The sequence below is a fragment of the Puia sp. genome (assembly GCF_035546395.1).
Classification (GTDB): Bacteria; Bacteroidota; Bacteroidia; order Chitinophagales; family Chitinophagaceae; genus Puia.
In genome coordinates, this window is the sequence record NZ_DASZXR010000019.1 from 267,100 (window position 1) to 280,730 (window position 13,631).

Consider the following 13,631-nt stretch of genomic DNA (forward strand, 5'->3'; position numbering starts at 1 on the left):
TTATAGGAATGCGTTTTGGAGTGATAGGCAGCGGCAGCTGGGCAACGGCGCTGACCAAGATTTTGACGGACAACCGCCAGCCGGTCGGCTGGTGGGTCCGGAATGAGGCGAGTATCCGCCATATCCAGGCAAGACATCATAACCCGCAATATCTTCCGTCGGTCTACTTCGATACCAGCCTGCTGACGATGAGCGGCCAACCCGCCGACATCATCGCCGCCGCCGACTGTATCGTCATGGCCGTGCCCTCGGCCTACACCGCCGCTACGCTGGAAGGACTCGACCGCAAGGCGCTCGCGGGCAAGAAAGTCCTCTCGGCCATCAAAGGGATCCTTCCCGAGTCCAATCTCCTGCTGAACGAATGGCTGGCCCGCGAATTCGGCTTCCCCCTCGCGGACTACTATACGGTGATGGGCCCCTGCCATGCCGAAGAAGTGGCCGCGGAAAAGCTCTCCTACCTTACTTTTTCGGGTCAGGATGAAACCTCCACCCGCGAGCTCGCGTCTTATTTTACGACGGATTACCTCAATACCATCATCAACCAGGATGTGTACGGAGTGCAATACGCGGCGATCCTCAAGAACATCTACGCCCTCGGCGCGGGGATCGCGCACGGGCTCGAATACGGGGATAACTTCCTCAGCGTGCTGATCGCCAATTGTGCCGATGAAATGGCCGGGTTCCTGCAAAAAGTGGGTATCCGCCATGCGGGGGTGGTAGGGGTCCATGAGGGGCCGGAAGACCCGGTCTCGCACCGGCGGCAGGCGAATTACGCCGCATCCGTCTACCTCGGCGACCTGCTGGTCACCTGCTATTCGCTGTATAGCCGGAACCGCACCTTCGGGAATATGATCGGTAAGGGATACTCCGTTAAGGCAGCCCAGCTGGAGCTGAATATGGTTGCCGAAGGATATAACGCAAGTAAATGTATCTTCTTGATAAACAAGGATGTAAAAGCGGAAATGCCAATAGCTGAGATGGTTTACCGGATATTATGGGAAAATGTTAAGGCCGGTAGTGGATTTAAACAAATTGAGCCGTATCTTGTCTAAGGAAGGAAGGCCACAGGCCTTCCGGCCGAAGGCCCGATATTAAAGCTTCATAAACGATGCGCCAAAGGCGCATAATAAGGTCGGATAAAATTTAAATATATGCCTTTCTCGTTCCAAGGTTTCGGTGCTATGGCCATCATTGCGATGGTGCTCATACTGGCGGCGGCCCAGGGGATCGAGTATTTAAAGTCCCGGCGGCATCACCACTAAACGAATAGATCGCTCGCTATTCCATCCGCCAACAACTTCCCTTCTCTTGTCAACCGCAACCGCCCGGCCTCAACCCGGATCGCCCCGCCCTGAACATACTTCTCCGCGCGCCGCCGCAACTCCTCCGCCCGCTGCACCCCAAACCGCTCCGCCATCACCCGCAGATCGATCCCCTCAACCGTCCGCAGCGCGATCATAATATACTCATTCAACCGCTGCTCCGCCGTCAACACCTCCTTCTCGCCGATCAAGCCCGGCTCCGCGATATACCGCGCATTATTCGCAATATTCCATTCGCGCGATACGCCGTCGTAAGAATGTGCCGAGGGCCCAAGCCCCAGGTACTTCTTACCCTGCCAGTAGGCGGAATTATGCCGGCTCCGGTGGCCCGGTAGCGCGAAATTGGAGATCTCATAGTGATCGTATCCTGCCCCTGCCATCCAGTCCATCAGCAACAGAAACTGCCGCGCCTGGTCCTCGGGGCTCACATCGGCCATCGCATGCCGCCGGATCAGCGTATCGAGCGCGGTTTTCGGCTCCACCGTCAACGCATAGCAGGACAGATGCGGGATCCCAAGCCCGATCGCCCGCTCCACATTCTCCTGCCAGCGCGCGTCCGGAAGGGTAGGGCCGCCATAGATCAGATCGATGCTGAGATTGTCGAAACCCGCTTCTCTCGCCTGCCGGATGCAGTCCAACGCCTGGGGGGCAGTATGCGCGCGGTTCATCCACCGGAGATCCTCTTCAAAAAAGGACTGGACCCCAATGCTCAGGCGGTTGACCCCCGCCTGCCGCCAGGCTCCCAGCCGCATCGTCGTGATATCATCCGGATTCGCCTCCAGGGTTATCTCCGCCCCGTCTGAAAGGGGAAATTGGGATCGCAACGCATCCAGGATACTCTCGATCTCCTCCGCCGCCAGCAGGGAAGGAGTGCCGCCGCCGAGATACACCGTTTCCACGGATTCGCCTGCGAGATAATCCCTTCTAAGCGGGATCTCTTTCAATAAAGCGGAAATAAAATCGTTTTTACGGGCTAGAGAGGTGGAAAAGTGGAAATTGCAGTAGTGACAGGCCTGCCTGCAAAACGGAATATGAAGATAGATACCTGCCATAAAAAATGACAAAGGTACGGCGAATGATCTTATGGGTATTGTTGACTCTGCCGCTCAGCGGCTGGGCGCAATATGCCCTGCGGATCGAATCTGTCGACCAGGACTCCACCTTTCTAAAAAAGAAACTCGGCCTCATTACCAGCTTCCGCAACCGCGAAGCCTGTACCGAATACGTCTACAACCTCATCCCGATGCTCCAGGCAAAGGGCTATTTCACGGCTTCGGTGGACACCGTCAGCTATGACTCGACCGCCGCCAGGCTCCGCCTCTACCTGGGCCGCGCCTGGCGCTGGGCGTCGATCGATACCCGGCACGTAGACCCCGCCCTGCTGGCGGCCGTCAACTGGAATCCCCGGAACTTTGCACACCGGCCGCTCGACTACCGCCAGTTCCAGGCCCGTCAGCAGGGAATGCTCGACTACCTCGAGAACAACGGCTATCCCTTCGCGCGGATCAGCCTCGACAGCGTCTCGCTCCGCGACTCGGGTGAGGTATCGGCCGTCCTCAAAGTGGACAAGGGACCGATCTATAAGATCGATAGCATCCGGATATACGGCAACGCAAAGATCTCGAATGCCTTTCTCCAGCGCTATCTCAATATCCCCAACGGAAGCATCTACCGGAAGGACAGGCTGCAGGCCATCAGTAAAAAGATCCTGGAGCTGCCCTATGTGCAGGAACAGCAGCCCTGGAACCTCACCATGCTGGGTGCCGGCTCCATCGTCAACCTTTACCTGAAGCCGAAGAAGAGCAGCGAGATCAACGCCCTCGTGGGCTTCCTCCCCAGCAGCGATCCTATCCTTGGTAACAAGATCCTCGTCACCGGCGAAGCGACCGTCGCATTGAAGAACGCCCTCGGCAACGGGGAATCGATCGGGCTCAACTGGCAACAGCTCCAGGCCGGTTCGCCAAGACTCAACCTCCTTTTCAACCAGCCCTATCTTTTCCATTCACCCTTTGGATTGAACACCACCTTCGATCTGTATAAACAGGATTCCTCCTATATCAACGTCAACCTCGTGGTCGGCGCCCAGTATTCGCTGTCGGCCAATCAAAGCGGCTCGGTGTTCATCCAGGAAGCCAGCTCGAGCCTGCTGAACGTAGATACCCTCGAGATCATCGCTTCTCATACCCTTCCCGCCACCGCGGATATCAATGCCGTAAGCCTCGGCGTCACCTATGATCTCAACAACACGAACTACCGGTTCAACCCGCTAAAAGGCAGTGAGCTGAGCTTCCTCGGCTCGGTCGGGACAAAGACCATCAAGGAAAATGCCTTGATCGCCCAGCTAAAGGACCCCAACGACTCGGGCTTTAACTTCGGCTCGCTCTACGACACCGTACAACGGCATTCCTATGAATTTCTCGCGAAGCTCGCCGCCGCCCACTATTTCCCCCTGAGCCACGCGTCTACCCTGAAGCTGGGATTCAACGGCGGCGTTTTCAGCAGCCCCAAGACCTATCGCAACGAACTGTTCCTTATCGGCGGCTACCGGCTGCTGAGAGGATTCGACGAGCAAAGCATCCTCGCATCGCAATACACCGTCGGTACCCTGGAATACCGGTACCTGGTCGGCCTCAACTCCTTTCTGTTCACCTTCGTCGACGCCGGGTGGGCAAAGAACGACGTGCCGGGGTACCATCTGAACAACACCTTTATCGGCGCCGGGTTGGGCATGGCCTTCGAGACAAAGGCGGGGATCTTCAATATTTCATACGCGTTGGGAAAGCGGGACGACACGAATTTCAATTTCCACGACGCGAAAATTCACCTGGGGTATGTCAGCATCTTTTAAGCGCATATCCTCTATTTTTGTCGCGCCTATGCATAGAATCCTCTATCTGGTCTTCTGTTTGTTGATGCTTACCCGCGCTTCGGCGCAAACGGATACGGCTAAAAACCCTTCCACGCAAGCGGACTCCCCGGTCGTCGTCCGGCTCAGCCACGCCGACTCGGTTCGCCGCGATTCCCTGGCCCGCATCCGCAGGGCCCGCCGCGACTCCCTCCGGCAGATCCGCCTCGCCGCACAAAGGGATTCCAGTGCCGCCGCCCAAAAGGATTCCATCGCCCGCCTCGCCGGTAATGCCCCCAACCCGGCGAACGCCGCCGCTCCAAAAAAAGATTCTGCTGTCACATCCCCCGTCGCGGCCAGACCCACCCCTCCTCCGCCCGCGGTCAAAGAAGGCCTGCCCGCCCTGGCCTTCTGGCAACACGTACTGATCATCAACCCCTATATCAACTTCACCGGTACACCCGTCGTCGAGATCTACGAGATCCATCACGCCAACTCCAAAGACAGCCTCTTCTACCTGCTGGTCGCCATCCTCTTCTATTTTGCCCTGACCCGCATCTTCTTCGAAAAATATTTCAACAACCTGATGACGCTTTTCTTCCGCGTCTCCCTCCGCCAACAACAGATCCGCGAACAAGTCCTGCAAACTCCGCTGCCCTCCCTGCTACTGAACATCCTTTTCGTCATCAGCGGCGGACTCTTCGCCTGCTATCTGTTGCATTATTCGCGGTTCGGCGAGGCTGTTCCCTTCTGGGTCCTTTATCTCTATTGCATGGCAGCGATCGCCACCATCTACCTGGTCAAATTCGTCGTCCTGAAATTCGTGGGCTGGGTATTCTCCATTTCCCGCGCGACCGACATCTATATCTTTGTCGTCTTTTTAGTGAATAAAATGCTGGGGATTTTTTTGCTGCCCTTCTTGATCTTGATCACTTTTTCCGGCCCGCAGCTTCGTGAAATTCTCATAACTATTTCATTGGCAATGGTGTTCATGCTTTGGGCATATCGGGCACTGGCAGGGTATCGCCCCGTCCGGAACGAAATAAAACTAACGCCATTTTACTTTTTTTTGTATCTTTGCGCCTTCGAAATAGCACCACTTTTATTGATTTACAAGGTGTTGTTGACATATTTGGAAAAAGTGTTCTAGCCGACCATATCCAAAAGTGTATTAACTTTGCTAATCCAGAGGGGGCATTCATGGTTAAAAACGGGGAAAAAAAGAGAATTTTAATCACACAACCCAGACCTGAAACAGACAAGTCGCCGTATTTTGAGCTTGCCAAAAAATACGAGGTCGAACTTGCGTTTCATCCTTTCATCCGCCTGGAACCTATCTCTGCAAAAGAATTCCGCAAGCAGAAGATAGATATTGCCCAATTCACCGCCGTCATCTTCACCAGCCGGAACGCCATCGACCATTTCTTCAGGATTTGTGAAGAAATGAAGGTCAGTGTTTCGCAGGACACAAAATACTTTTGTATCACGGAAGCCGTAGCCCTCTATCTTCAAAAATTCATCCTCTATCGCAAGCGGAAGGTCTTCTACGGCGCGGACGGCCTGAACAAGAGCATGTTCGACGTGATCAACAAGCATAAGGAGAACGAGAAGTTCCTCTACCCCTGCAGCGAGAACCAACAAGATAACGAGATCATCAACTGGCTGAAACACAACAATTGTGGTTTCGCCACTCCGTTCATGTACCGCACCATCAGCAATGATGTGAAGGACCTTCTCAACGAAAGCGAATACGATATCATCTGCTTCTTTACTCCTAGCGGGGTCAGGAGCCTTTTTGATAATCTTCCCAAATTCAAACAAAACGGCACCAAGATCGGCGCCTTCGGTAGCAATACCTCCCGCGCCGTCGAAGAAGCCGGTCTGACCCTCGACATCAAAGCCCCGCTGCCGCAGGCCCCCTCCATGGTCTCGGCGCTGGAGAAGTATCTTTCCGTTACCGTCAAGAAAAAATAGCCCTGCTGACTCACCTCCGGATCGGACGGGCCTGAAGTTTGCAACAATCATCTGGCGGACCACAGGTTCGCTGGCCGAAGGCTAAATTTTCAAAGAAGGCGAAGGCCCAAAAATATGAATCGTCCGAACCGTCTCGCAAAGGAGACAAGTCCGTATTTATTACAACACGCGCATAACCCGGTCGACTGGTATGCCTGGGGCGATGAAGCCCTCGACACCGCACGCCGGGAGGATAAGCCCATCCTGGTCAGCATCGGCTACGCCGCCTGCCACTGGTGCCACGTTATGGAACGGGAAAGCTTCGAGGACACAGAGACGGCCCAATTCATGAATGAGCATTTCGTCAACATCAAGATCGACCGCGAAGAACGCCCCGATCTCGACCATATTTATATGGATGCCGTCCAGGCGATGACCGGCAGCGGAGGCTGGCCGCTCAACGTCTTTTTGACTCCCGAAGGCAAACCTTTTTACGGCGGGACCTATTTCCCACCCCGCCCCGTACACCACCGCAACAGCTGGCGCGAAGTCCTTGCAGGGGTCTCCAACGCCTTTCGCGACCGCCGCAAGGAGGTGGAACAACAGGCCGAAAACCTCACCCGGCACGTCGCAACCCTCGGCAGCTTCGATATCGGCGCCGGCAAGGAAGAACCCGGTTCCGGCAAAAAGGCCGGCTCCGGAAAAGAGCCAGGCCCCGGCGAGGACCCCGGCAACATCTTCCAGCCCGCCACCCTGCAACAAGCCACCGACCAGCTGATGGCCGCCGCCGACAAAGAAGAAGGCGGCTTTGGCGCAGCACCCAAATTCCCCCAGACCTTCTCCATCCGCTTCCTCCTCAATCAGTATTATTTCACCCGGGACAAGTCGGTCCTCGACCAGGCCTGCCTCAGCCTGGATAAAATCATCCGCGGCGGCCTCTACGACCAGCTCGGCGGCGGATTCGCCCGCTACTCGACCGACCGGGAGTGGCTGGTTCCCCATTTCGAGAAAATGCTATATGACAATGCCTTGCTGATCACTACGCTTAGCGAGGCCTACCAGTTGACCCGCAAGCTGGTGTACAGGGAGGCGATTGAACGTAGCATTGAGTTCATCGAAAGGGAATTGGGTAATAAAGAACATGGCTATTATTCCTCGCTGGACGCCGACAGCGAAGGAATTGAAGGAAAATATTATGTATGGGATAAAGCCGAGATCGACCTGCTTCTGGGCCAGGATGCGGCTCTCTTCAATACATATTATGGAGTCACATCCGAAGGCAACTGGGAAGGAAAGAATATCCTTACCCGGACCGCGGAGACTCCCTCCGAGCCGGTCGCGCGGGGGATCCTCCAAACCGCCCGGCAACGGCTGCTCGAGCGCCGGAACACCCGGGTCCGCCCCGCCCTGGACGACAAGATCCTTCTGGGGTGGAACGCCCTCCTTAACATCGGCCTTTCAAAGGCTTATGCCGCACTGGGCAACGACCGCTACCGGCAGATGGCCATCGCCAACATGGACTTCCTCCGCAGCCGGTTCAAGGGTGAAGGCGTCTATCACTACCATCACGCGTTCAAAGGAGAAGCCCGCGTGCCGGCCTTTCTCGACGACTACGCCGCACTCATCAGCGCCCTCCTCCACCTGCAGGAAATAACGGGCAACGGGGACTACCTCATCGAGGCAAAACACCTCCTCCAGTTCGTGATCCGGCACTTCAGCGAGCCGGACACCGGGTTCTTCCTGTATACCCACGAAGGACAGAAAGACATCCTTCTGCGAAAAAGAGAGATTTACGACGGAGCTACGCCCTCTGGAAATTCCATGATGGCAAGCAATTTGTTATACCTGGGAATAGTCTTCGATGAAAGGGAGTGGACCAAGCGCGCCAGCCGGATGGCAGCAGCGCTGCATCGGCCCGTCATCAGCTACCCCGGCTCTTTTGGCGTTTGGGCAACCATATTTCAAGCCCTTGCGTATACTATACCGGAGGTAGTTATCACCGGCCACCGGCCGGAAAATGCCCGGAAGGAGTTCTTATCGCACTTGATTCCTTACCGGGTTTTCCAGTCTTCACAGGAGGAAAATACCCAATTTCCCTTGCTGAGGGACAAGCCGGCAGGGCAGGATCCCCTGATCTTCGTGTGCCAAAACTACGCATGCCAACTCCCTGTTAATGAAGTTGCTACGGCAATCCGTCTCGTGGAAAATGTGTATAAGATTAGCGTTCCGAATGTACAATAATCCGGCCTGGGTGGCGTTTATGACTTTAGCATCTGGAAACCAGTTCAAAGCGCGTCGTCACCCGATCAGACAAGGGAAATGGTCGGAGCGATGCTTTGACTTTCGAAAAAATAATTTTAAACTTGTAGCGAGATGTTGTCAAAAGACTTTTTTTGCCCAATACCCTTCAAAATTATGAAAATGAAAAACCTATCCGTTTTAACGGCCTTTTTCGCCCTCTTTACGATGGCAGGCTGTAAACTAGGTGGAAAATCCGGAAAAGGCATCGCAGACGACGGACAGCTACATGGCGTAGCTCCCGCAAGTGCTTACAATCTCTCCAAACCCCCAGGCATGGTCTATATCCCACCGGGCACCTTCCACATGGGTCCCAGCGACGAGGATATGAACTATTCCTACACTGCCCGTAACAGGCAGATCTCGATCAGCGGTTTCTGGATGGATGCAACTGAGATTACCAACAACGAATACCGGCAGTTTACAAACTGGGTACGCGACTCCATCGCCGCCACCCAGCTGCAGTATGGCAAAGACGTAGACGGTCGCTTCCAGATCGACTGGAAAAGGGCCGCCACGATCAAGTGGGGCGACAAGGCCACCGTCGAAAAGCTGAATGCCATGATCGTCACTCCCGAGAACCGCGTTTTCGGCAGGAAAGAGATCGATCCCGCCAAGCTGGAATATCACTCCGAAACTTTCGACCTCAAAGAGGCGGCTGCCAAAGGCAACGAAGGCAAGCCCCGCAGCCTCTATATCCGGAAGAAGAACGTCAAGGTCTACCCCGACACCCTGGTGTGGATCCGCGACTTCTCCTACGCCTACAACGAACCGATGACCAAACGGTACTATTCCCACCCCGCCTTCGGTAACTACCCGGTCGTAGGGGTCAACTGGAACCAGGCTACCGTGTTCTGCGAATGGCGCACCAACTACCTCAACGCTCACCTCGAAGCCAAGAAAATGGCCACCGAGTCCAGCTTCCGCCTGCCCACCGAAGCGGAATGGGAATACGCAGCCCGCGGCGGCCGCTCCCAGTCGATGTATCCCTGGGGTAACTACTACCTGCGGAACAAACGCGGCTGTCTGCTCGCCAACTTCAAACCCGGCCGCGGTAACTACCCCGAGGACGGCGGCTTCTACACCGTCCGCGCTGACGCCTACTGGCCCAACGATTTCGGCCTGTATTGCATGGCCGGGAACGTGGCGGAATGGACTTCCTCCTTCTATTATGAAGGTGCCTATAACTTCCAGCACGATATGAACCCCGACATCCGCTGGAATGCCAATGACTCCGATCCCCCCCGTATGAAACGTAAGGTCGTTCGCGGCGGCAGCTGGAAGGACGTAGGCCTCTACCTGCAAACCAGCGCCAGATCCTACGAATACCAGGATACGGCCAAGTCATACATCGGCTTCCGTTGTGTGATCGACCTGTCTCCGACCGTCACGGGTAACCGTCGATAATCCTTGGATTATCTTTCGAGGGCACTAAAATATTCACGTAGAAAACTCGTTTTTGATTTTGTAAAAACTAACCAAAAATCAATTCGGAACTCTTTTTCCAAAACCCTTTAAAATCCTTTACAAACAATTAAAAATTAATCACTATGAGCGCTGGAGTATCAAAATCTACCGAAAGACTTATCAATATCATCGTGTGCGTTGGCGCGGCCGTCGTTATCTTCGGCGCCCTTCAGAAGATCCTGCACACCGCATTGGCCGACTTCTTCCTGACTGCCGGCCTGTTGACGGAAGCCCTTATCTTCCTCGTGTACGCATTCCTGCCGCCTCCCGGAGGTGAAATGCATGCCCTGGTCGAAGCGCTCCCCAAACTGGCCAGCGGCGGTACCCCCGGTAACCCGGCCCTGGAAAAGATGGACAAAATGCTGCAGGAAGCCGACATCACCCCGGCTAACCTCACCAAGCTGAGCGAAGGCTTCAAGAAGTTCGGCACCACCGTGGAAAAGATCAGCGACGTCTCCGGCGCCCTGTCTGCCACTACGGATTACACGAACAAGACGAAGGAAGCCGCTCTGGCCCTGGATAGCATGAAAGGCGCCTACCAGAGTGCTACCAACACCATCACCAGCTTCAACGCCGCTGCCGACAGCACCAAACAATTCCATTCGCAGGTACAGGTGCTCACCAAGAACCTCGGTTCTCTGAACGCCATCTACGAACTGGAACTGCAGGATACCAACAACCACCTGAAAGCCATGAACAACTTCTATGGTAACCTGGTGAAGGCTTCCGAAACCATGCAGGGTAGCGTCGCCGATGCGAAGAAAACGCAAGAGCAGATCGCACTGCTGGCCAAGAACCTGGGTAACCTCAACCATGTATATGGTAACATGCTGAGTGCCATGCAAGGCCGCCAGGCATAAAAGCCATTGTGCCTGAGCCCGTTTTTTCCGGCCCGCATGAAATCTTTATGAAAAACTAAACATCCAGCACACACAAAATAATTACTGACCCATGTCTCTACCTAAAGAACCGAGGCAGAAGATGATCAACATGATGTACCTGGTACTCACCGCGCTGCTGGCGCTGAACGTATCGGTAGAGGTGTTGAACGCCTTCAAGACCGTCAATCACAGTATTGAAAAATCCAATCAGGTCATCGACGAGAAGAACAATCTCACCTACGCAGCATTTGCGAAGGAGATAACCGACCCGCAAACCATGGCCAAGGCCAAGGTCTGGGCGCCCCCCGCACAACAGGTCCAAAAGCTGTCGAAAGACCTCTCGGCTTACCTGGATCAACTCAAGGAAAAGCTCATCACCGAGTCTAATCCCAAGGTGAACAAGGAAGGCCGCAGAGAATACACCGAAGGAAACCTTGACGCCGCTACGCGGATCATGGACAAAGGCGGCGAAGGCCCCAAGCTGTACGCAAAGTTGAAACAATACCGCCTCGACCTGCTCGCGCTGCTCGACCCGGCTAAATACCCGGAAGAAGGCGATAAAGTCAAGGAAGACCTCGTAAAACAACAGAAAGAGTTTTCCCATAGCCTGCCCCTCGATACGCGCATCCCGCCGTCCGAGTCCGGCAACACGACCATCGGCAGCGACAGCGCCAAGAACTGGACCGTCCGCTATTTCCACATGACTCCCACCGTCGCCGCTCTTACCATCCTCAGCAAATTCCAGAGCGATGTGAAGAACTCCGAGTCGCAGGTTGTAGACTACCTGCACAAACAGATCGGCGAAGTGAAGATCGTATTCGATAAGTTCGACGCCATCGTATCCCCCAGCGCTACCTATCTGATGCCCGGCGACGAGCTTTCGGTTAAGGCAGGTATCGGCGCCTTTAGCTCCGCTGCCAAGCCCAGGATCTCGATCAACGGCGCCGAAGTCCCCGTGAATGCGGATGGCGTTGCAGAATGGAAAAGTAAGGTCTCCTCTACCGGTAATGTCCACGTCAAGATCGAATACGCAAAACCCGATGGCACCATCGTTCCCGTTGAAAAGGACGTAAAATACACCGTTGGTCAGCCCTCCGGCGCCTCCGTCTTCCTCGAGAAGATGAACGTACTGTACGTTGCGGAAGAAAACCCGATCAAGATCTCCGGCGGTAGCGTAGGCCGTGAAAAAGTTCACGTTACCTTCACCAACGGCGAGATCAACCACACCGACGGCGACTCCTGGGTAGCGATCCCCAAGACCCCCGGCATGGGCAAGATCATTGTCGACGCCGACGGCAAAAAGACCGAATTCGAAATGCGCGTTAAATACCTGCCGAACCCCACCGGTTTCGTAGGAACCAAGATGGGTGGCGCTATGCCCTCCGCCGAGTTCAAGGCCATGGGCGGTGTCATCGCCAAGCTGGAAAACTCCGAATTCGCCTCCTCCTTCAAGGTTGTAGGATATAAGGTAGCCGCCGTCGGTGGCCCGGTCTCCCAGTACCGCGAAGCCCAGAACGAAGGCAACCGTTGGACGGGTGCCGCCGCGGCGCTGATCAACCAGGCCGGACCCGGGACCAACGTATTCTTTGATAATGTTCGGGTACAGGGTAAGGACGGTCGCATCCGCGAGCTGCCCGCCATGGTATTCAGCCTGAAATAAACTTTCCAGACCTGTCTGCTCAGCAGACAGGTCTTTCTAAATGAACACAAATACAGAGCGATGAAAAAGTATCTTATCAGATTTAGTATGCTGGCCCTGGCGATCTTCCTCCTGGCTGGTAGTGTGGACGCTCAAACCAGGAAGCGTGTCGTAAAGAAGAAGGCGCCCGCAAAAAAGACCAACGTCGCCAGGAACAAGCCGGCCGACGCTACCGTGGCTCCCGTCAAGGACACCACAGCGAAGCCCGTTGCCGTATTGGACGCGGATATTAAACTGGATACTCCCCGCCGGTCGCTCCGCAACGACGCGATCATCGAGCGCAATCTGGTAAAAGATCGTAATCCCCTGCCCTACGAGCACATCCGCGAGGACGATGCCGTCTACCGCCAACGGGTTTGGGAAGAGATCGACGTTCACGAAAAAATGAACCTTCCGTTTGTTTACAAAGCGGTGGAAGACAATGGAAGCCAGATGTTTATCAAAATCCTGCTCCAGGCCATCAAAAACGGGCAGGTCACGGCCTTCGCCGACGACCGGTTCTCTACTCCCACCACATTTAAGGACATCGCCAACAATGTCGTCGGAAAGCCCCACTCCGTGCAGATTCCTGACTATGTCAATGACCCGGACGGTTCCAAAGGCCTCATGAAGGACTCCATGATACAGGAAGAGTTCAACCCCGAAGACATCGAACGCTACCAGATAAAGGAAGAATGGGTTTTCGATAAGGAGTCCAGCCGCCTGCACGTTCGCATCCTCGGCATCGCCCCCGAAAAGACCATCAAGAACCCCGACGGTTCCTTCCGCGCCGTTCTCCCCATTTTCTGGGTGTATTACCCCGACTGCCGCCCCCTGCTCGCCAAATACGAAGCCTACAACGGCAAGAACTATGGCGCCCGCATGAGCTGGGAAGAGCTGTTCGAGGCCCGCATGTTCGCTCCCCGGATCGTAAAGTCGACCATCGACAACCCCGGCGACCAGTACATCGAGAACTATATCAAGGACCCCATCCTCCGTCTGCTCGAAGGAGACAACATCAAAGAGAAGATCTTCAACTACGAACAGGACCTCTGGTCGTATTAAAAGCTCAAAATATTCAAAAAATTGAGGCCCTACCTGATGGTGGGGCCTCAATCGTTTTAGCTCTGCAACAGGCCTGCAACAGTCTTGCATCACCTTGTTAAATAACTATAAATTAATTAGTT

10 protein-coding genes are annotated in these 13,631 nt (G+C 54.8%); 9 read left to right on the plus strand and 1 reads right to left on the minus strand.

Translation table 11 applies throughout. The features are described from left to right. Window positions 1–8 precede the first annotated feature (8 nt). The gene (locus tag VHE34_RS27485) at window positions 9–1,052 is read left to right on the plus strand and encodes an NAD(P)H-dependent glycerol-3-phosphate dehydrogenase (RefSeq protein ID WP_325594038.1); all 1,044 of its coding nucleotides are present in this window, start codon (window positions 9–11) and stop codon (window positions 1,050–1,052) included. A 206-nt stretch (window positions 1,053–1,258) separates the two neighbouring features. Here the strand turns inward: VHE34_RS27485 and hemW are convergent, their stop codons facing one another. Continuing rightward, entirely contained in the window at window positions 1,259–2,374 is a 1,116-nt protein-coding gene (gene hemW, locus VHE34_RS27490) for a radical SAM family heme chaperone HemW (protein ID WP_325594042.1), read from the minus strand. Window positions 2,375–2,379: 5 nt separating this feature from the next. Here hemW and VHE34_RS27495 point away from each other — a divergent pair, with 5 nt between their 5' ends. The 8 genes from VHE34_RS27495 to gldN all read left to right on the plus strand — a co-directional run bounded on the left by VHE34_RS27495 (window position 2,380) and on the right by gldN (window position 13,509). Beyond that, entirely contained in the window at window positions 2,380–4,170 is a 1,791-nt protein-coding gene (locus VHE34_RS27495) for a BamA/TamA family outer membrane protein (RefSeq protein ID WP_325594044.1), read from the plus strand. Window positions 4,171–4,198: 28 nt separating this feature from the next. Then, on the plus strand, window positions 4,199–5,317 hold the full coding sequence (locus tag VHE34_RS27500; protein ID WP_325594046.1) for a DUF4271 domain-containing protein: 1,119 nt from the start codon (window positions 4,199–4,201) through the stop codon (window positions 5,315–5,317). A 50-nt stretch (window positions 5,318–5,367) separates the two neighbouring features. Further along, window positions 5,368–6,141, plus strand: coding sequence for a uroporphyrinogen-III synthase (locus VHE34_RS27505; protein WP_325594048.1), 774 nt, complete (start codon window positions 5,368–5,370; stop codon window positions 6,139–6,141). 114 nt (window positions 6,142–6,255) lie between these two features. Further along, window positions 6,256–8,361 (plus strand): thioredoxin domain-containing protein, encoded by a 2,106-nt coding sequence (locus tag VHE34_RS27510; protein ID WP_325594050.1) that lies wholly within the window; start codon window positions 6,256–6,258, stop codon window positions 8,359–8,361. A gap of 180 nt (window positions 8,362–8,541) precedes the next feature. Next, window positions 8,542–9,825, plus strand: a complete 1,284-nt coding sequence (locus tag VHE34_RS27515) for an SUMF1/EgtB/PvdO family nonheme iron enzyme (protein ID WP_325594052.1) — start codon at window positions 8,542–8,544, stop codon at window positions 9,823–9,825. Window positions 9,826–9,968: 143 nt separating this feature from the next. Continuing rightward, a complete protein-coding gene (gene gldL, locus VHE34_RS27520; RefSeq protein WP_325594054.1) occupies window positions 9,969–10,745 on the plus strand; it encodes a gliding motility protein GldL in 777 nt (258 codons plus the stop codon). Between the two features lie 91 nt (window positions 10,746–10,836). Beyond that, window positions 10,837–12,426: a gliding motility protein GldM gene (gldM, locus tag VHE34_RS27525; RefSeq protein ID WP_325594056.1), complete on the plus strand. Its 1,590-nt coding sequence runs from the start codon at window positions 10,837–10,839 to the stop codon at window positions 12,424–12,426. A 60-nt stretch (window positions 12,427–12,486) separates the two neighbouring features. Then, complete coding sequence (gene gldN / locus VHE34_RS27530) at window positions 12,487–13,509, plus strand: gliding motility protein GldN (RefSeq protein ID WP_325594058.1); 1,023 nt, start codon at window positions 12,487–12,489, stop codon at window positions 13,507–13,509. Window positions 13,510–13,631: the final 122 nt, after the last annotated feature.